Below are 19,069 nucleotides of genomic sequence, written 5' to 3' on the forward strand. Positions count from 1 at the left end.
CCTTATTTCAGCGGCGAGTTCTTACGCTCGATGCTGTAGCGCTCAAGCTCTTTGTAGGGCACCACCTGGCTTTTCTTCTTGCGCACGTCCACGACGGTCATGCGGTCGGTGCAGGAGTAGCACGGATCGAGGCTGCCGATAATCAGCGGCGCGTCAGAGACGGTGTTACCGCGCAGCATGTAGCGCAGGGTTGGCCAGTTGGCGTAGGTCGCCGCACGGCAGCGCCAGCGGTAGAGCTTCTGGTTGTCGCCGGTCATGCTCCAGTGAATGTCATCCCCGCGCGGCGCTTCGGCGAATCCGAGGGCAAAGCGGTTTGGAATGTAGGTGAAGCCTTCCACCATCAGCGGGCCGCCCGGCAGGTTATCGAGGCCGTAGTCGATCATGTTCAGCGCAGTAAACACCTCGTTGATGCGCACCTTCAGGCGGGAGATGACGTCGCAGCCCTGCTCGCTGTGCACGGTCATCGGCAGCAGGCCGTAGCCGACGAACGGGTGATCGGCGCGGGTGTCGCGGGCGTGGCCGCTGGCGCGCACCATTGGACCGACGTTGCTGAAGTCGCGGGCGATTTCCGGGTCAAGACGACCAATCCCGACGGTGCGCTGCTCGATGTTGGGCGTGCTGAGCAGCATGTCCACCAGCTCCTGCACGTCGCGGCGCATCTGCTGCGCCAGCTGGCGGGTCTGGATCATGTCGTCTTTCAGCAGGTCGCGGCGGATCCCGCCGATCAGGTTCAGGCCGTAGGTTTTACGCGCCCCGGTGAGGATCTCCGCCATCTTCATTGATGCCTCACGCACGCGGAAGAACTGCATAAACCCGGAGTCAAAGCCGACGAAGTGGCAGGCCAGGCCGAGGTTCAGCAGGTGTGAGTGCAGGCGTTCCACCTCCAGCAGAATGGCGCGGATCATCTGCGCGCGTTCCGGCACCACGATCCCCATGCCGTTCTCCACCGAGGTGGTGTAGGCGGTGCTGTGGGCAAAGCCGCAGATGCCGCACACGCGGTCAGAAAGAAACGTGACTTCGTTGTAGCCCATGCGGGTCTCCGCCAGCTTCTCCATGCCGCGGTGGACGTAGAACAGGCGGTAGTCGGCGTCGATAATGTTTTCGCCGTCGACGAACAGGCGGAAGTGACCCGGTTCGTCAGAGGTGACGTGCAGCGGGCCGATCGGCACCACATTATTCTTCTTGCTGCCCAGCTCGTTGATGAACTCGTAGGTTTCGCTGTCGGTTGTCGGGGCCGGACGCTGGCGGTAGTCCATGCTGTCCTTGCGCAGTGGATAGAGTTCATCCGGCCAGTCGTCCGGCAGCACCAGACGACGCTCGTCAGGCAGACCAACCGGCACCAGGCCGTACATATCGCGCACTTCGCGCTCGCCCCAGACGGCGGCGGGTACGCGCGGCGTGACGGACGGGTACTCCGGCTTGTCCGGGTCAACTTCGACGCGCACGGTGAGCCAGCACTTCTCGCCCTGCTCCATCGACATCACGTAGTACACCGCATAGTTGCCGCACAGCTGACGCTCGTCGTTGCCGAACAGCACCGACAGCCAGCCGCCCTGCTGGTAGTAGAGAAACTCCACCACTTCCGGCAGGTAGTTCACCTTAATGGTGACGGTTACCTGGTCTTTGGTTTGCCATGACTCCTCCAGCACCACGCCCGGGAAAGCCTGATGCAACGCGGCGAGATACTGCTGACCTTTCTTTTCTTCAGACATAAACACTCTCTTTAATCACGCCACCAGCAAGGAGACGAACGCTAAAAATGCAAAACCAAAACCAGCCCAGGTAATGCGTGACGTTTCGACAAAACGCAGGCGCGCCATGCTGTTTTCAAACAGGGCAATCACCAGCACGCCGATAAGCAGCTTGAGCGCAGCCACCACAACGGCCAGCAGCAGGCCGCCCGCAGAGAAGTGCGTCATCTGCCCCCACGGGAAGAAAACGCCGACGAACATCTGCAACACCACCAGCTGCTTGAGGCTGATGCCCCACTTCAGCACCGCAAAGCCGTAGCCGCTGTACTCGGTGAGTGGCCCCTCCTGCAATTCCTGCTCCGCTTCCGCGAGATCGAACGGCAGCTTGCCCATCTCGATAAAGGTGGCGAACGCGCAGGCGCAGAGCGCCAGCACCAGCGGGAGCGAACGTGAAACCGGCCAGTGGTAAACGGTGTCGGTGATGAAACTGATGTGGGTCGAGCCAGCAACCTGCGCGGCGACCCACAGCCCCAGCAGCAGAATTGGCTCAACCAGCACGCCGAGCATCGCCTCACGACTGGCACCGATACCCGTAAACGGGCTGCCGGTGTCCAGGCCCGCAATCGCAAAGAAGAAACGCGCGATGGCGAAGAGGTAGATCAGCGTAATCAGATCGCCAAGCACGGGCAGCGGCGAGCCCACCGTCACTACCGGCAGCGCGGTGGCGATGGTCAGCATCACGCCGACCATCACGAACGGCGTCAGGCGGAACACCCAACCTGAGGCATCCGGCGCGACGCTCTGACGGGAGAGCAGCTTGAAGAGATCGCGGTATTCCTGGAGCACGCCAGGCCCGCGACGGTTGTGTAGCCGGGCGCGCGCCACGCGCGTGATGCCCGACAGCAGCGGCGCGGCGGCAAACAGCACCAGCGCCTGAAGAATTGCCAGTAACAAACTCATGTCAGGCTCCTCGTGAAATGACAATCACCACCAGCACCGCCAGCTCGATCAGCGCCAGGCGGCGGAACAGCACGAGCACGGCGGCACTCTGCCAGCCCGGCACCCAGCCCACCGGGTTCAGCCAGTGGCGCAGCTTCAGCACGGCGGCGAAGTTCTCCTTCACCGGCATGGCGAAACCGTGGGCGGTGATGACCATCGACTGCTCGTGTTCGTAGCCGCAGGCCCACGCCGCGCCGCGCGAGCGGGAGGCGAGACGGTCGCGTCTGAAGAACAGCATCAGCACGAACGGCAGGAGCGGCGCGGCAATCAGCAGCAGCGCCATCATCGGCTGGGACACGACGGTATGCGCCGTAGCCAGCGGCAGCGGAATGGCGTGGCCCAGAAGCGGCAGCAGCCACGGCGCGGCAACCCCACCTGCGATACAGCACAGCGCCAGCGCGACCACGCTGGTGGCCATCAGTACCGGGGCGCAACAGGCGTTTTCCGCTTCGCGGGTGCGCGGCGCGCCCAGGAAGGTGACGCCGTAAACCTTCGCCATACACATCACCGCCAGCGCCCCGGTAATCGCCAGCCCAACCGCCAGCAGCGGGCCGAGCAGCCGCGCGATAAACGCGTCGCTCTGGCCGAGCGCGAAGAAGGATTGATAGATCACCCACTCCCCGGCAAAGCCGTTCAGCGGCGGAAGCGCGGCCATCGCCATCAGCCCGACCAGCATCGCCAGCGAAATGACGGGCATTTTTTTGCCAATCCCGCCGAGCTTTTCAATATCGCGGTGCCCGGTGCGAAACCAGACGCTGCCCGCGCCGAGGAACAGGGTGCTTTTAAACAGGCTGTGGTTGATAAGGTGATACAGACCGCCAATAAACCCGGCGGCAATCAGCGCCGGCTGGTTGAGCGCCAGCCCGCTGACACCCGCGCCCATGCCGAGCAGGATGATGCCGATATTCTCCAGGGTGTGGTACGCCAGCAGACGCTGGATGTTATGCTCCATCAGGGCGTACAGCCCGCCGACAAATGCGGTGATCATCCCCGCAATCAGCAGCGCCACGCCCCACCACAGCGGCGGCTGGCCGCCCGTCAGGGTTATCGTCAGGATGCCGAACAGACCGACCTTCATCACCACGGTGGAGAACAGCGCGGCAGCCGGGGCCGAGGCATTGGCATGCGCCTGCGGCACCCAGCCGTGCAGCGGGATAATCCCGGCCAGCAGGCCAAAACCGACTACGCCCAACAGCCAGACGTCATTCCCCAGCGGCTGGCCGTTAAGCACGGCAAAGTCCAGCGTGCCGAAACGCTGCCACACCAGCCAGCAGGCCAGCGCCAGCAGCAGCGTGCCGAGTCGTCCGAGCGCAAACCACAGCTTGCCGGAGGCGCTGCATCCGGTCAGGAACACGCCGCACAGGGCCATGATTTCAGCCATCACCACCAGCGCGCCGAGGTTGCTGGCGACAACAGTGCAGACCGCGGCGGCCATCAACAGGTTGACCAGCAGGCCGTTGGCGTTGGTGTGCTGATGGCGGTGCCAGTCGATATTAAACAGGCTGATAAACAGCCCACACAGACCAAAGGTGACCAGCCAGATGGCATTTAGCGGCGTAAGCTCAACGGCGTGGTGAATCAGCGGGATGAGGGTGTCGACGGATTGGCCGTCGATCAGGACAACGCCGCCCGCCGCCAGCGTCATCAGGCTGCCGACCGCCCCGCCGATACCGGCGATCCAGCCGCTCAGCGTTTTATGGAAGGAGAGGAGCAGCGCCAGGACAGCGGCGGCGGCAAACCAGGCCACGCCGCTGGTCATCATAACTATCGCGTTCATTTCGCCCCCTCGTTAAGCGCCCGCAGCAGCGAAAGATCGCCGACGTCAGTATTGATGGTCAGCTCGCGCTTGCGTTTGCTGGTGCGGGCGATGTCGCGAATATTAACCAGAATTAACGCTTTGGTCGGACAGGTGCGCACGCAGGCCGGACCCTGTTCATCGAAGCTGCACAGGTCGCACTTCACCGCAACGGCGCGAATGCCCGGCACCCAGTCCAGCAGCGTGCTCACGCGTGCCGGTGCCGGCGGCGCAGGCGGCGCTTTCGGGGTGTTGGCATTCGCCGGAATATGCAGCGGACGGCTGCCGGAAAACTCAATGGCGCCGAACGGACAGGCGATGCCGCACAGCTTGCAGCTCACGCACAGGCTTTCGTTCAGCTGTACCGCGCCGTCAACGCGGGTGATGGCATTGACGGGACAGACGCCCGCGCATGGCGCGTCTTCACAGTGGTGACAGAGCTGCGGGGCAGACTCTTTCTCATTACGCATGACGCGCAGGCGCGGCATGGACTGTAGCCCGTGCAGGCGGTGTGTTTCCGAGCACGCCGCCTCACAGGTTCGACAGCCAATACAGACCGTCGAGTCAGCAATTACAAAACGGTTCACCGGGTCATCCTCTGGTGATGGTCATTTTTGACGAAAAAAAACTGTCTTATCGACACTTCTCGACACTCGCTTTTCAGGCCACGTTCGCGGAGGATTTTCCGTCGATCAGCTGTTTCAGGTTGATCGGCTGATCGTGCTCAACGGCAGCGTAGAGGCCGTTATAAACCGGCGCGATTTTCTCCAGATAGTGCTCCAGCACCTGCTGGCGATCGCGGTTGCTGACGTGACCGTCCACCATGCCGTCGGCCATCAGTTGGGCTTTCGCAATACACTGTTTTTCACCCTCTTTTGTCTCAACGTAATACTCAATGGTGTGGCTGTTGAAGCTCTCCGCCAGGGTGACAAAAATCGTGAAGTGTCCAAACAACACAAAGCGCATATCCCCCTGCGCCGCGCAGCTCATGGCATGGTGCAGACGGGCTTTTGAGAGGGTGATCCCCTGAATCAGAGAGTTGCAGTAGAGGTGCCACTGATCCTGAAGCTGCTGATGACGTTGCGCGATGTAATCCGCTTTTTCGCTAATTTCCCAAATAGTCATAAAAGGTATCCGGTTAATGGAGTTAGCGGCTGTTAAGCAGATTTCGTGCCAGTTTTTAATTTATTGATTTATATGGATTTTAAAGAGATGCGCACTGTCACCGCTGCGGTGTCGACGTGTCATTTCGACAGCGTTGACATCGTCACGCCGTAACGCAAATCAAGCTGGCACTGTTATTGCATTAAAGGGGCAATTCATTAAGGAGGCGTCATGCACGAAATCACCCTCTGCCAGCGGGCACTGGAACTTATCGAACAGCAGGCTGTGCAGAACCATGCGAAGCGCGTGACCGGCGTCTGGCTGAAGGTCGGGGCGTTTTCCTGCGTCGAGACCAGCGCCCTCACCTTCTGTTTTGAGCTGGTGTGCCGCGGCACGCTGGCGGAGGGTTGCGCACTGCATATCGAGGAGCAGCAGGCGGAGTGCTGGTGCGAGCAGTGTCAGCAGTACGTCACGCTGCTGTCATCGAAGGTACAGCGCTGTCCGCAGTGCCAGAGCAGCGGGCTGCGCATCGTGGCGGATGACGGTATGCAGATCCAACGCCTCGAAATCGAGAAGGAGTAATGTATGTGTAGTACCTGCGGTTGCGCTGAAGGCAACCTGTATATAGAAGGGGATGAACACCGTCCCCACTCCGCGTTTCGCTCCGCACCCTTTTCTCCTGCACCGCGTCCCGCGGCGGCACTGACCGGCATCACCTTTGCGCCGCAGCGTTCAGACGCGGGCGACCTGCATTACGGCCACGGCGAAGCAGGCACCCACGCGCCGGGCATCAGCCAGCGCGAGATGCTGGAGGTGGAGATCAATGTGCTGGACAAAAATAACCAGCTCGCCGCCCGCAATCGCGCCCGCTTTGCCGCCCGTCAACAGCTGGTACTGAACCTGGTCTCCAGCCCCGGCTCCGGTAAAACCACCCTGCTGACCAAAACCCTCAAACGACTGAATAAACGTGTCTCCTGCGCCGTTATCGAAGGCGATCAGCAAACGGTAAACGACGCGGCGCGCATCCGCGAAACCGGTACGCCCGCGATTCAGGTCAACACCGGCAAGGGCTGCCACCTGGATGCGCAGATGATTGCCGACGCCGCCCCGCGCCTGCCGCTGGCGGATAACGGCATCCTGTTTATTGAAAACGTCGGCAACCTGGTCTGCCCGGCAAGCTTCGACCTCGGCGAGCGGCATAAAGTGGCGGTGCTCTCCGTGACCGAAGGGGAAGACAAGCCGCTGAAGTATCCACATATGTTTGCCGCCGCCTCCCTCATGCTGCTGAACAAAGTCGACCTGCTGCCGTACCTGAATTTCGACGTGGATAAGTGCCTGGCTTACGCCCGGGAAGTGAACCCGGACATTGAGATCCTGCTGGTTTCCGCCACGCGCGGCGACGGGATGGATGCCTGGCTGAACTGGCTGGAGAGCGAACGATGTGCATAGGCGTCCCCGGACAAATTCATTCGATCGACGGCAATCAGGCCAAAGTGGAGGTCTGCGGCATCCTGCGCGATGTCGATCTGACGCTGGTGGGCAGCCACGATGAGACCGGCGCATCGCGTCTCGGCCAGTGGGTGCTGGTCCACGTGGGGTTTGCCATGAGCGTGATTAATGAGGAAGAAGCACGCGACACGCTGGACGCGCTACAGAATATGTTCGACGTTGAGCCGGACGTGGGTGCCCTGCTGTATGGTGAGGAACGATAACACATGCGTTACGTTGATGAATATCGCGCGCCTGAGCAGGTGTTGCAGCTTATCGATCGCCTGAAAACCCGCGCGTCCCTGCTGGACTACACGAAAGAAAAACCGCTGCGGATCATGGAGGTGTGCGGCGGACACACCCACGCCATCTTCAAATTTGGCCTCGACCAGCTGCTGCCGGAGAACATCGAATTTATCCACGGCCCCGGCTGCCCGGTGTGCGTGCTGCCGATGGGGCGCATCGACAGCTGTCTCGACATCGCCAGCCGTCCCGGTGTGATTTTTTGCACCTTTGGCGACGCCATGCGCGTACCGGGAAAAAATGGCTCGCTGCTCCAGGCGAAGGCGCGCGGCGCGGACGTGCGGATCGTCTACTCACCGATGGATGCCCTGACGCTGGCGATGGCTAATCCTGAGCGTAAGGTCGTCTTTTTCGGGCTGGGTTTTGAAACCACCATGCCCGCCACCGCCATTACCCTCCAGCAGGCGAAAGCCCGCAACGTCACTAACTTTTACTTTTTCTGCCAGCACATCACGCTTATTCCCACGCTGCGCAGCCTGCTTGAAGCGCCGGATAACGGTATCGACGCGTTTCTGGCGCCAGGCCACGTCAGCATGGTGATCGGCACAGAAGCCTACGGTTTTATCGCTGAACAGTACAATCGTCCGTTAGTGGTGGCTGGTTTCGAGCCACTTGATCTACTGCAAGGCGTGACCATGCTGGTTGAGCAGAAAATAGCGGCCCTGAGTGCGGTGGAAAATCAGTATCGCCGCGTGGTGCCCGATGCAGGTAACAGACGGGCACAGCAGGCCATAGCCGACGTGTTTAGCGTCGAAGGCGACAGCGAGTGGCGCGGACTGGGGCTGATTGCCGAATCCGGCGTGCACCTGACGCCCGCGTATCGCGCCTTCGACGCCGAAGCGCATTTCCGCCCGCAACCGCAGCAGGTGTGCGACGATCCCCGCGCCCGCTGTGGCGACGTACTCACCGGCAAATGCAAACCTCATCACTGCCCGTTATTTGGCAACGCCTGTAACCCGCAAACCGCGTTTGGCGCGCTGATGGTCTCTTCCGAAGGGGCATGCGCCGCGTGGTATCACTATCGCAACCAGGAGTGTGAAGCATGAACACGGTGGAAATGGCGCACGGAAGCGGTGGACAGGCGATGCAGCAGTTGATTAACAGGCTGTTCATGGAAGCCTTTAACAACCCCTGGCTCGCCGAGCAGGAAGATCAGGCGCGTATTGACCTCGCGGCCCTGACTGCCCACGGCGACAGGCTGGCGTTCTCTACCGACAGCTACGTGATTGACCCGCTGTTCTTCCCGGGCGGCGATATCGGCAAGCTCGCCGTCTGCGGCACGGCAAACGACGTGGCCGTCAGCGGCGCGATCCCCCGCTACCTCTCCTGCGGGTTTATCCTCGAAGAAGGGTTACCGATGGAAACGCTCACGGCGGTGGTCAACAGCATGGCGCACACCGCCCGCGAGGCGGGGATCGCCATCGTGACCGGGGATACCAAGGTGGTGCAGCGCGGCGCGGCGGATAAGCTCTTCATTAACACCGCCGGAATGGGGGCGATCCCCGCCAACATTCACTGGGGCGCGCAGCAGCTTTGTGCAGGCGACGTGCTGATTGTCAGCGGCACGCTGGGCTGCCACGGGGCAACCATCCTGAACCTGCGCGAAGGCTTAGGGCTGGATGGCGAGCTGCACAGTGACTGCGCGGTACTCACGCCGCTGATCCAGACGCTGCGCGACATGCCGGGTGTAAAAGCCCTGCGCGACGCCACGCGAGGCGGCGTGAATGCCGTCGTACACGAATTTGCCGCAAGCAGCGGCTGCGGAATTGAACTGACCGAGCGCGGCCTGCCCGTTAAGCCTGCTGTACGCGGGCTGTGCGAGCTATTAGGGCTAGACCCGCTTAACTTTGCCAACGAAGGCAAGCTGGTGATCGGCGTGGAACGCACGGCGGCGGAAGCCGTACTTGAACAACTGCGCGCACATCCCTTAGGGAAAGACGCGGCCATCATCGGCGACGTGGTTGAGCGCAAAGGGGTGCGCCTGACCGGGCTTTACGGCGTGAAGCGCACGCTGGATCTGCCGCACGCTGAACCGTTACCCCGAATTTGCTAGACCGCGCCAAAAGCGGTCAGCGCTGAATGTCTCTTTTTTGCCAGTTTCTATTGGAAAGCAACAATGCCGTATACACCGATGAGCGATCTTGGACAGCAGGGCCTGTTTGACATCACGCGCACACTTTTACAACAGCCCGACCTCGGCGCGCTGAGCGATGCCCTGACGCGGCTGGTCAGGCAATCAGCGCTGGCGGACAGCGCCGCCATTGTGCTCTGGCATAGCGCAACCCACCGCGCGAGCTATTTCTCAACGCGTGATAACGGCAAAATCTTCGAATATGAAGATGAAACGTTTCTGGCCCACGGTCCGGTGCGACGTATTCTCTCCCGCCCGGAAGCGCTGCACTGCAATTTTGACCAGTTTCGCCAGGCCTGGCCGAAGCTGGCAGAGAGCAACCTTTACCACCCGTTCGGCCACTACAGCATGCTGCCGCTGGCGGTGGAAGGGCAAATTTTTGGCGGCTGCGAGTTTATCCGTAATAACGACCAGCCCTGGACCGAGGCTGAGTACGAGCGGTTGCATACCTTCACGCAGATTGTGGCCGTCGTGGCAGAGCAGATCCAAAGCCGCGTCACCAATAACGTGGATTACGACCTGTTGAGCCGCGAGCGCGATAATTTCCGCATACTGGTCGCCATCACCAATGCCGTGCTGTCGCGTCTCGATATGGACGAACTGGTGAGCGAAGTCGCCAAAGAGATCCATCACTATTTCAGGATCGATGCCATCAGCATTGCGCTGCGCGGCAACCGTAAGGGCAAGCTGAACATCTACTCCACCCACTACCTCGACGAAGCTAACCCGGCGCACGAGCAAAGCGAAGTGGACGAAGCGGGAACCCTGTCTGAACGGGTATTTAAAAGCAAAGAGATCCTGCTGTTAAACCTCAGCGAGCAGGATCCGGTAGCGCCCTACGAGCGGATGCTGTTTAACACCTGGGGCAACAAGATCCAGACCCTGTGCCTGCTGCCGCTGATGTCCGGCAACACCATGCTCGGCGTGCTTAAACTGGCGCAGTGCGATGAAGCCGTATTTACCACCGCCAACCTGAAGCTGCTGCGCCAGATCGCCGAACGTATCTCCATTGCGCTGGATAACGCCCTCGCCTATCAGGAGATCCACCGTCTGAAAGAACGGCTGGTGGACGAAAACCTGGCGCTGACCGAGCAGCTCAACAATGTGGACAGCGAGTTTGGCGAAATCATTGGACGCAGCGATGCCATGTACAACATCCTCAAGCAGGTGGAGATGGTGGCGCAGAGCGACAGCACGGTGCTGATCCTCGGTGAAACCGGCACAGGGAAAGAGCTGATTGCCCGGGCGATCCACAACCTGAGCAACCGCAACAGCCGCCGGATGGTGAAGATGAACTGCGCGGCGATGCCTGCGGGCTTACTGGAAAGCGACCTGTTCGGCCACGAGCGCGGCGCGTTTACCGGCGCCAGCAGCCAGCGGCTGGGCCGTTTTGAACTGGCGGATAAAAGCTCATTGTTCCTCGACGAAGTGGGCGATATGCCGCTGGAGCTTCAGCCTAAGCTGCTGCGCGTTTTGCAGGAGCAGGAGTTCGAGCGTCTCGGCAGCAACAAGCTGATCCAGACCGACGTGCGTCTGATTGCCGCCACCAACCGCGATCTGAAAAAAATGGTCGCCGACCGCGAGTTTCGCAGCGATCTTTACTATCGTCTGAACGTCTTCCCGATCTGCCTGCCGCCGCTGCGCGAACGCCCGGAAGATATCCCGCTGCTGGTGAAAGCCTTTACCGCGAAGATTGCCCGCCGGATGGGGCGAAATATCGACAGTATTCCTGCCGAAACGCTACGCACCCTTTCGGCGATGGAGTGGCCGGGGAACGTGCGCGAGCTGGAAAACGTCATTGAGCGCGCGGTCCTGCTGACGCGCGGGAACGTGCTCCAGCTCTCCCTGCCAGAGGTTACTCTCTCTGAAACGACCGTGGCCGCAAGCGAGCTTGCGAAAGAGGGAGAAGATGAATATCAGCTCATTATGCGAGTGCTGAAGGAGACCAACGGCGTGGTAGCCGGACCGAAAGGTGCGGCGCAACGGCTGGGGCTGAAGCGTACCACCCTGCTCTCGCGTATGAAGCGTCTGGGAATCGATAAAGAGAGCCTGAAATAACCCGTCATTCCGGCGGCGAGCGTCAGCGGGTACATATCGCTCCCGCGCTGGCGCTGGGATATTTGGTGCTCTTTTTCTGTCTGCCTGCGCCGCACCGTCGCCCTGAGCGTGATTTGTCGTCCACTGCGGCGCTGAGCCGGTTATTTTTTGGGCCGATACTTTTCCGGTAATTCCGGAACCGGACGACGATCGTCGATCAGATGTCGGATGGTCAGAATCGGATGACGCCATAACATACGTGGCCCTGCCCAGCGCATTACCTGCTTCATCTCTTCCCGTCGGGCGGGCTGATAACAGTGCACCGGGCACTGTTTGCAGGCAGGTTTTTCCTCACCAAACACGCATTTATCCAGCCGCTTATCGGCATAAGCCTTAAGCGCCGAATAGTGCCCCTCTTCTTTTATGGCGTGCGGACACCTGTTTTCGTACAGGGCGATCATTCTGGCGATCGTCTTTTTTTCTCGTGAAATACGTTTACCGGACATAACGTCGTCCTCAACAATAAAGTGCATTTATAATACCTTTTTATCCGCACATTTTCAGTTATTGCATTCCGTTTTCTGAAGCGTCCTTCCAGAATTACCCCTCCCCTCGCTGCGTTTTACTGGTATTTTATACAGGTGTAAATAACCGTATTCACCGGAGAGCTTATGCAACAGATCGCGATCGCCAAACCCTATCGGCACTTAAAAGTGGGTTACTTCAGAAAACGTCATGAAGACCGTAAAACGAAAATTCCAAAACGCTACAGCGTACACGCAGCGCTGAGCCTGAAAGGCGACTGGCTTGAACAAGCGGGATTTACCACCAACTCGCAGGTTCGGGTGGGCGTCGAGCACGGAAAAATCATCATTGAATTAATAGCGGAAGATGCCTCGTAAAGTCGTGACTTTTTTCTGCGCCGCACCTTTTTTTCATGCGACAATAGAAGGAACAATCGGCCATTGAGCCGCTCAAAGCGTAATATTTTCAAAGAAATGGATATCATAACTCCATGAGCACAATCGACAATTTCGACGCGCATACGCCGATGATGCAGCAGTACCTGAAGCTGAAGGCACAGCATCCGGAAATTCTGCTGTTTTACCGTATGGGCGATTTTTACGAGCTTTTTTATGACGATGCGAAACGTGCGTCTCAGCTGCTCGACATTTCTCTGACGAAACGTGGCGCGTCGGCAGGCGAGCCCATCCCGATGGCGGGTATCCCGCATCACGCGGTTGAAAACTATCTGGCGAAGCTGGTGAACCAGGGCGAATCTGTCGCTATCTGCGAACAAATTGGCGACCCGGCCACGTCGAAAGGCCCCGTTGAGCGCAAGGTCGTACGCATCGTGACGCCGGGAACCATCAGCGATGAAGCCCTGCTTCAGGAGCGCCAGGATAACCTGCTGGCGGCGATCTGGCAGGACGGTAAAGGGTTTGGCTACGCCACGCTGGATATCAGCTCCGGTCGTTTTCGCCTGAGTGAACCGGCTGACCGTGAAACCATGGCGGCTGAACTACAGCGCACCAATCCGGCAGAACTGCTTTATGCAGAGGATTTCGCCGAGATGGCGCTGATTGAAGGTCGCCGCGGCCTGCGTCGTCGTCCACTGTGGGAGTTCGAAATTGATACCGCGCGCCAGCAGCTGAACCTGCAATTTGGCACGCGCGATTTGATTGGCTTTGGTGTGGAAAATGCCCCGCGCGGGCTATGTGCTGCAGGCTGCCTGTTGCAGTACGTGAAGGATACGCAGCGTACCGCCCTGCCCCATATCCGTTCAATTACCATGGAGCGTCAGCAGGACAGCATCATCATGGATGCCGCCACGCGCCGCAACCTGGAGATCACGCAGAACCTCGCTGGCGGCATGGAAAATACGCTGGCGTCGGTTCTTGACAGCACGGTTACCCCCATGGGCAGCCGTATGCTCAAACGCTGGCTGCATATGCCGATCCGCAACACCGAAACGCTGATTGGCCGTCAGCAAACCATTGCCGCATTGCAGGATCGTTACACCGAATTGCAGCCGGTGCTGCGTCAGGTGGGTGACCTTGAGCGTATCCTGGCGCGCCTGGCATTGCGTACCGCGCGTCCACGCGATCTCGCCCGTATGCGTCACGCTTTCCAGCAGTTGCCGGAACTGCGCGCTCAGCTGGGAGAGATCGACAGCGCGCCAGTGCAAAAGCTGCGCGAAACCATGGGCGAATTTACCGAGCTTCGCGAACTGCTGGAACGCGCCATCATTGATGCGCCGCCTGTTCTGGTGCGGGATGGCGGGGTTATTGCTCCGGGTTATAACGAAGAGCTGGACGAATGGCGTGCGCTGGCCGATGGCGCGACGGATTATCTGGATAAGCTGGAAATCCGCGAGCGTGAACGTCTGGGGCTCGACACCCTGAAAGTCGGCTACAACGCCGTACACGGTTACTATATCCAGATCAGTCGTGGGCAGAGCCACCTGGCACCGATTCACTACGTTCGCCGCCAGACGCTGAAAAATGCCGAGCGCTACATTATTCCCGAGCTGAAAGAGTACGAAGACAAAGTGCTCACGTCGAAAGGTAAAGCGCTGGCGCTGGAGAAACAGCTGTATGACGAGCTGTTCGACATCCTGATGCCGCATCTGGCTGACCTTCAAATGAGCGCCGCTGCGCTGGCCGAGCTGGATGTCCTGGTAAACCTGGCCGAGCGCGCCGAAACGCTGAACTACACCTGTCCAACCTTTACTGACAAACCCGGTATTCGCATTACCGAAGGTCGCCATCCGGTGGTTGAGCAGGTGCTGAACGAGCCGTTTATTGCCAACCCGTTGAACCTGTCACCGCAGCGAAGAATGCTGATCATTACCGGCCCCAATATGGGCGGTAAAAGTACCTATATGCGCCAGACAGCCCTTATCGCGCTGCTCGCCTACATCGGCAGCTACGTTCCGGCGCAGAAGGTTGAGATTGGCCCTGTCGACCGTATCTTCACCCGTGTGGGTGCGGCGGACGATCTGGCGAGCGGTCGCTCTACCTTTATGGTCGAGATGACCGAAACCGCCAACATTCTGCATAACGCGACAGAGAACAGTCTGGTGTTGATGGACGAAGTAGGACGCGGTACCTCCACCTATGACGGCCTGTCCCTGGCCTGGGCGTGCGCGGAAAGTCTGGCGAATAAAATCAAGGCGCTGACGCTGTTCGCGACGCACTATTTCGAACTGACACAGCTGCCAGAGAAAATGGAAGGCGTGGCTAACGTCCACCTTGATGCGCTTGAGCACGGCGACACCATCGCCTTTATGCACACGGTGCAGGACGGCGCGGCAAGCAAGAGCTATGGCCTGGCCGTCGCCGCGCTGGCGGGTGTGCCGAAAGAGGTGATTAAGCGCGCGCGTCAGAAATTGCGTGAGCTGGAAAGTTTGTCACCGAATGCGGCAGCTACGCAGATAGATGGTACGCAGATGTCACTGCTGGCGGTGCCGGAAGAGACATCTCCGGCTGTAGAAGCGCTGGAAAATCTCGATCCGGACTCGCTGACGCCGCGTCAGGCGCTGGAGTGGATTTATCGGTTGAAGAGTCTGGTTTAGTTTTCTGCGGTCTTTTTTGCCGGGTGGCGGCTTCGCCTTACCCGGCCTACAAAACCCGTAGGTCCGGTAAGCGTAGCGCCATCGGGCAAAAGACCGCACAATATTAACGCCCGGTAAGCACAGCCGCCTCCGGGCTTTTTATTACAGCAGCGGCGGGATCGTCGGCACCTGCGGTGCCTCATCAATATCCTTCTGCGTCATGCGGAACGCTTCCGGGTAATGCTCACGGCTGGTACGGCGCAGCGGTTCGGTATCGCGCCAGGTATACAGACAGTGCTGACACTGGTATACCGTCCAGACACCTTTCACCGGTGATGTTGCCATCACTTCAATATGTTCATCGGCACAACGTGGACAAATCATTTTTTCCTCCTTATTAACGTGCCGCCAGCATCGCGGTCAGTTTTTCGGCCCAGGCTTTGGTTTCAGGGAGATCCTGTACCGGCTGGCTGTAGTGACCACGGTTGTCCGGAGCGACCGGGGTGGTGGCATCAATGATCAGCTTGTCAGTGATCCCCGCCGGGCTGGAGCCGGGGTCAAGCTCCAGCACAGACATATTCGGTAGCTGCACCAGATCGCCAGCCGGATTGACCTTCGATGACAGCGCCCACATCACCTGCGGCAGGTTAAACGGATCGACGTCCTCATCCACCATAATCACCATTTTCACGTAACCCAGACCGTGTGGCGTGGTCATGGCGCGGAGCCCGACCGCACGGGCAAAACCGCCGTATCGTTTTTTGGTGGAGATAATCGCCAGCAGGCCGTGGGTGTACATGGCGTTTACCGCCTGCACTTCCGGGAATTCCGCCTTCAGCTGCTGATAGAGCGGCACGCAGGTAGCGGGCCCCATCAGATAATCAATCTCGGTCCACGGCATCCCCAGGTAGAGAGATTCGAAAATGGGTTTTGTGCGGTAAGAGACTTTATCAATGCGCACGACCGTCATGTTGCGCCCGCCGGAGTAGTGTCCGGTAAACTCACCGAATGGCCCTTCAATCTCACGTTTTCGGCCTTCAATCACCCCTTCCAGGATCACTTCCGACCCCCACGGCACATCAAAACCGGTCAGCGGAGCCGTCGCAATCGGATACGGGCTTTCGCGTAGCGCACCGGCCATCTCATACTCGGATTGATCGTATTTCAGCGGCGTGGCGCCCATCAGGGTGATGATCGGATCGTTACCCAGCGTAATGGCAATAGGCAGGTCTTCGCCGCGCTCTTCTGCCTTATGCAGATGCAGCGCGATATCATGCATCGGCACCGGTTGCAGGCCGAGCTTACGCTTGCCCTTCACTTCCATACGGTAAATCCCGACGTTCTGCTTGCCGAAGTGATCGGGGTCGAGCGGATCGCGGGAGACAACGCACGCTTTATCGAGATAAAAGCCCCCGTCACCGTCGTTCAGGCGGAACAGCGGCAGAATGTCGAACAGGTTGATGTCTTCCCCATCCACCGTGTTCTGCGCCCAGGCCGGATTTGCACGACGCTCTGGCGAGACGGGGAATTTGTCCCAGCGACGAATAAACTCGTCGATCTGTTTTTTCACCGGGGTATTTGCTGGCAGCCCCATCGAAATAGCGTGGTTTTGCCACGAGCCGATAGTGTTCATCACCACACGGGCATCGGTGAAGCCGCGAATATTATCGAACCACAGCGCAGGCGCACCATCGCCAATGCGTCCGGTAGCGTTGGCGGCGGCCGCTAAATCCGGCTCAGCGTTTACCTCTTCCTCAATTTTCAGCAGCTGCCCTTGCTCATCGAGCGCCTGCAAGAAGCTTCTCAAATCATCAAATGCCATCTTTATTCTCCTGTGAAAAATGTTTCGCTGCCTGCAAACCTTCCCAGCGTCGGGCTTTCTTATGCTCCAGACCAAACTGGTCGAGAACGCGGGTCACGATATGCTGGGTTATGTCATCGGCGGTTTGTGGGTGGTTGTAGTACGCAGGCATAGGCGGCACCATCGCCACGCCCATGCGGGAAAGGGCAAGCATGTTCTCAAGATGGATGGTGCTGAGCGGCGTCTCACGCGGAACCAGCACCAGCTTGCGTCCCTCTTTCAGCACCACGTCTGCCGCACGCCCTACCAGCCCTTCGGCGTAGCCCGCGCGGATACCCGCCAGCGTTTTCATGCTGCACGGAATGACGATCATGCCGTCGGTGCGAAACGAGCCGGAGGAGATGGTGGCAGCCTGATCGGCCGGGCTATGGACGACATCCGCCAGTGCAGCAACGTCATGCGCAGTGAAGGGCGTTTCCAGCTCAATCGTGGTTTTTGCCCACTTCGACATCACCAGATGCGTTTCCACCTCGGGCATTTCCCGCAGCGCCTGCAACAACGCCACGCCTAATGGCGCACCCGTCGCGCCCGTCATTCCCACAATCAATCTCATTCAGCACCTCAATTAGTTTGTTCGTATACGAACATATTAACTAAACTACGCCTCGATCCTGCTGCTGACAAGATCGTTCGCATACGATCACACTATTCGCTAAAAACTCTCGCGTTAAAATTCAGCCCGAGAGCGGCTATCATAGAGGGAGTATTTTTCCGTCGGAGTGTCCATGGAGTTAAGACAAGAAGCGTTTCACCTGCTACGTCAGCTTTTTCAACAGCATACCGCCCAGTGGCAACACGCATTGCCCGAACTGACCAAACCACAATATGCGGTGATGCGGTCAATTGCTGAAAATCCTGGCATTGAGCAGGTTGCCCTGACTGAAGTCGCGGTGAGCACCAAAGCGACGCTGGCAGAAATGCTGAGCCGCATGGAAGCACGCGGCCTGGTCAGGCGCGAGCACGATCCGGCGGACAAACGCCGTCGGTTTGTCTTTCTGACGGCCGAAGGTGAGGCCCTGCTTGAGAGCAGTAAACCGATTGGAAATGAGGTGGATGAGGCGTTTTTAGGGCGCCTTAACGGCGCGGAACGAGAGCAATTTTCAGCGCTCATTAAAAAGATGATGCAGGGTTAAGTAACCCTGACGCGCATAAAATCAATAAATGTTCGCACTTTCGCGGGCACATGCCGGGCATCGGGATAAACAGCATAGATGCCCTGCTGAGCAAACGTGTACTCCGGTAACAGCGAGACCAGCTTCCCTGTATCCAGTGCGTTACGCACCAGCCACTCCGGCAACAGCGCCACGCCACATCCCGCGAGGGCAAAAGCCATCAATGCCTGGGCACTGTCTGCATACAGGCGCGGCGCTTTTCTGATCTCAAAGGAAACCGGATGCCGATCAACGCCTCTCACCTGCCAGCGCAGCGGCGACGTTAAACGCTCGTGAATGATCCAGTCCGCTTCCGCCAGCTGCTCCAGCGAGTCAACCGGATGGTTTGCCAGCCAGCATGGCGTCGCCACGGGCAGGATGGTGAAGGAGGTCATCAACGCGGCGTGGTAGCGCGAATCTGCAAGCGTGCCGAGCCGGATAGCGACATCGAAGCGCTCGGCGATAAGATCGGCATGCAAAGAGGACGAGACATGCCGCACGCGGAGATCAGGGTGCAGCTGGCTAAACTCAGCCAGCAAAGGCACCACCACCTGCGAGCCATACTCGGGCGTGGTGGTGATCCGCAGTTCTCCCGTCAGCCCGGCGTGGTTGGCGCGAACATCATCCTGCAATCGCTCTGCATCCCGTAACAGCATCACGCTTCGTTGATGAAAGAGCTTCCCCGCCTCGGTCAGCGTCAGGCGTCGGGTGGTTCGCAGCAACAGGGTGACGCCCAGCTCCTCTTCAAGCTGACGAATATGAAAGCTGACCACCGCTTTTGTCAGCCCCATCGCCTCCGCCGCGGCGGTGAAACTGCCGGTGTCCGCTACGGCGATAAACATCGCCGTACGCTGTAAATTAAGCATCGCTTGCCTGGTTAACTGTCAAAATAATGTTGACAGTATATCGTCCTTTGTCGCGTTTATCCTTAACGCGTGGGCCGATACGATACG

Annotated in this window: 19 protein-coding genes; 9 read left to right on the plus strand and 10 right to left on the minus strand. The window is 59.1% G+C overall.

Going from position 1 to position 19,069, the window contains the following annotated elements; all coding sequences use genetic code 11:
- Window positions 1-2: 2 nt before the first annotated feature.
- The 5 genes from hycE to hycA all read right to left on the minus strand — a co-directional run bounded on the left by hycE (window position 3) and on the right by hycA (window position 5,610).
- Window positions 3-1,712, minus strand: coding sequence for a formate hydrogenlyase subunit HycE (gene hycE, locus ACQG11_RS03895; RefSeq protein WP_023298468.1), 1,710 nt, complete (start codon window positions 1,710-1,712; stop codon window positions 3-5).
- A 15-nt stretch (window positions 1,713-1,727) separates the two neighbouring features.
- On the minus strand, window positions 1,728-2,651 hold the full coding sequence (locus ACQG11_RS03900) for a respiratory chain complex I subunit 1 family protein (RefSeq protein ID WP_022649164.1): 924 nt from the start codon (window positions 2,649-2,651) through the stop codon (window positions 1,728-1,730).
- A 1-nt stretch (window position 2,652) separates the two neighbouring features.
- Window positions 2,653-4,467, minus strand: coding sequence for a formate hydrogenlyase subunit 3 (hycC, locus tag ACQG11_RS03905; RefSeq protein WP_426728193.1), 1,815 nt, complete (start codon window positions 4,465-4,467; stop codon window positions 2,653-2,655).
- Window positions 4,464-5,072 carry a 4Fe-4S dicluster domain-containing protein gene (locus tag ACQG11_RS03910; RefSeq protein WP_022649166.1) on the minus strand — a complete coding sequence of 203 codons (609 nt, stop codon included), beginning with the start codon at window positions 5,070-5,072 and terminating at the stop codon, window positions 4,464-4,466. Before ACQG11_RS03910 ends, hycC begins: the two co-directional genes overlap by 4 nt.
- A 73-nt stretch (window positions 5,073-5,145) precedes the next feature.
- Complete coding sequence (hycA, locus tag ACQG11_RS03915; protein ID WP_022651744.1) at window positions 5,146-5,610, minus strand: formate hydrogenlyase regulator HycA; 465 nt, start codon at window positions 5,608-5,610, stop codon at window positions 5,146-5,148.
- Between the two features lie 210 nt (window positions 5,611-5,820).
- Between hycA and hypA the strand changes: the two genes are divergently transcribed.
- The 6 genes from hypA (at window position 5,821) to flhA (ending at window position 11,569) form a co-directional block, all read left to right on the plus strand.
- Window positions 5,821-6,171 (plus strand): hydrogenase maturation nickel metallochaperone HypA, encoded by a 351-nt coding sequence (hypA, locus tag ACQG11_RS03920; protein WP_022649168.1) that lies wholly within the window; start codon window positions 5,821-5,823, stop codon window positions 6,169-6,171.
- Window positions 6,172-6,174: 3 nt separating this feature from the next.
- Complete coding sequence (gene hypB, locus ACQG11_RS03925) at window positions 6,175-7,038, plus strand: hydrogenase nickel incorporation protein HypB (RefSeq protein WP_426728194.1); 864 nt, start codon at window positions 6,175-6,177, stop codon at window positions 7,036-7,038.
- On the plus strand, window positions 7,029-7,301 hold the full coding sequence (locus tag ACQG11_RS03930; RefSeq protein ID WP_003862132.1) for a HypC/HybG/HupF family hydrogenase formation chaperone: 273 nt from the start codon (window positions 7,029-7,031) through the stop codon (window positions 7,299-7,301). The genes hypB and ACQG11_RS03930 overlap by 10 nt, the downstream gene beginning before the upstream one ends.
- Before the next feature lie 3 nt (window positions 7,302-7,304).
- Window positions 7,305-8,426: a hydrogenase formation protein HypD gene (gene hypD, locus ACQG11_RS03935; protein WP_047050127.1), complete on the plus strand. Its 1,122-nt coding sequence runs from the start codon at window positions 7,305-7,307 to the stop codon at window positions 8,424-8,426.
- Window positions 8,423-9,433, plus strand: a complete 1,011-nt coding sequence (hypE, locus tag ACQG11_RS03940; RefSeq protein WP_063853177.1) for a hydrogenase expression/formation protein HypE — start codon at window positions 8,423-8,425, stop codon at window positions 9,431-9,433. Before hypD ends, hypE begins: the two co-directional genes overlap by 4 nt.
- Before the next feature lie 63 nt (window positions 9,434-9,496).
- Window positions 9,497-11,569, plus strand: a complete 2,073-nt coding sequence (gene flhA, locus ACQG11_RS03945; protein ID WP_023330179.1) for a formate hydrogenlyase transcriptional activator FlhA — start codon at window positions 9,497-9,499, stop codon at window positions 11,567-11,569.
- Window positions 11,570-11,709: 140 nt separating this feature from the next.
- Here the strand turns inward: flhA and ACQG11_RS03950 are convergent, their stop codons facing one another.
- Window positions 11,710-12,054 carry a nitrous oxide-stimulated promoter family protein gene (locus ACQG11_RS03950; protein ID WP_022649174.1) on the minus strand — a complete coding sequence of 115 codons (345 nt, stop codon included), beginning with the start codon at window positions 12,052-12,054 and terminating at the stop codon, window positions 11,710-11,712.
- Between the two features lie 165 nt (window positions 12,055-12,219).
- Here ACQG11_RS03950 and ACQG11_RS03955 point away from each other — a divergent pair, with 165 nt between their 5' ends.
- Both ACQG11_RS03955 and mutS read left to right on the plus strand, forming a co-directional pair.
- Window positions 12,220-12,450 (plus strand): SymE family type I addiction module toxin, encoded by a 231-nt coding sequence (locus ACQG11_RS03955; protein ID WP_022649175.1) that lies wholly within the window; start codon window positions 12,220-12,222, stop codon window positions 12,448-12,450.
- A gap of 113 nt (window positions 12,451-12,563) precedes the next feature.
- A complete protein-coding gene (gene mutS / locus ACQG11_RS03960) occupies window positions 12,564-15,125 on the plus strand; it encodes a DNA mismatch repair protein MutS (protein WP_022649176.1) in 2,562 nt (853 codons plus the stop codon).
- Window positions 15,126-15,266: 141 nt separating this feature from the next.
- On the opposite strand, the gene ACQG11_RS03965 is transcribed toward mutS, so the two are convergent.
- Genes ACQG11_RS03965 through ACQG11_RS03975 form a run of 3 tightly spaced genes read right to left on the minus strand, consistent with a single transcriptional unit; the run spans window position 15,267 to window position 17,518 of the window.
- The gene (locus tag ACQG11_RS03965; protein ID WP_003862116.1) at window positions 15,267-15,488 is read right to left on the minus strand and encodes a non-oxidative hydroxyarylic acid decarboxylases subunit D; all 222 of its coding nucleotides are present in this window, start codon (window positions 15,486-15,488) and stop codon (window positions 15,267-15,269) included.
- A gap of 13 nt (window positions 15,489-15,501) precedes the next feature.
- The gene (locus ACQG11_RS03970) at window positions 15,502-16,926 is read right to left on the minus strand and encodes a non-oxidative hydroxyarylic acid decarboxylases subunit C (RefSeq protein WP_032676483.1); all 1,425 of its coding nucleotides are present in this window, start codon (window positions 16,924-16,926) and stop codon (window positions 15,502-15,504) included.
- Complete coding sequence (locus tag ACQG11_RS03975; RefSeq protein WP_003862111.1) at window positions 16,916-17,518, minus strand: non-oxidative hydroxyarylic acid decarboxylases subunit B; 603 nt, start codon at window positions 17,516-17,518, stop codon at window positions 16,916-16,918. Before ACQG11_RS03975 ends, ACQG11_RS03970 begins: the two co-directional genes overlap by 11 nt.
- 172 nt (window positions 17,519-17,690) lie before the next feature.
- Here ACQG11_RS03975 and ACQG11_RS03980 point away from each other — a divergent pair, with 172 nt between their 5' ends.
- Window positions 17,691-18,098, plus strand: coding sequence for a MarR family winged helix-turn-helix transcriptional regulator (locus tag ACQG11_RS03980; protein ID WP_022651767.1), 408 nt, complete (start codon window positions 17,691-17,693; stop codon window positions 18,096-18,098).
- On the opposite strand, the gene ACQG11_RS03985 is transcribed toward ACQG11_RS03980, so the two are convergent.
- The gene (locus ACQG11_RS03985) at window positions 18,095-18,982 is read right to left on the minus strand and encodes a LysR family transcriptional regulator (RefSeq protein ID WP_063147453.1); all 888 of its coding nucleotides are present in this window, start codon (window positions 18,980-18,982) and stop codon (window positions 18,095-18,097) included. The genes ACQG11_RS03980 and ACQG11_RS03985 overlap by 4 nt on opposite strands.
- Between the last annotated feature and the right edge of the window lie 87 nt (window positions 18,983-19,069).

It is taken from the genome of Enterobacter cloacae complex sp. 372C4, from assembly GCF_050030615.1.
Taxonomy (GTDB): Bacteria; Pseudomonadota; Gammaproteobacteria; order Enterobacterales; family Enterobacteriaceae; genus Enterobacter; species Enterobacter intestinihominis.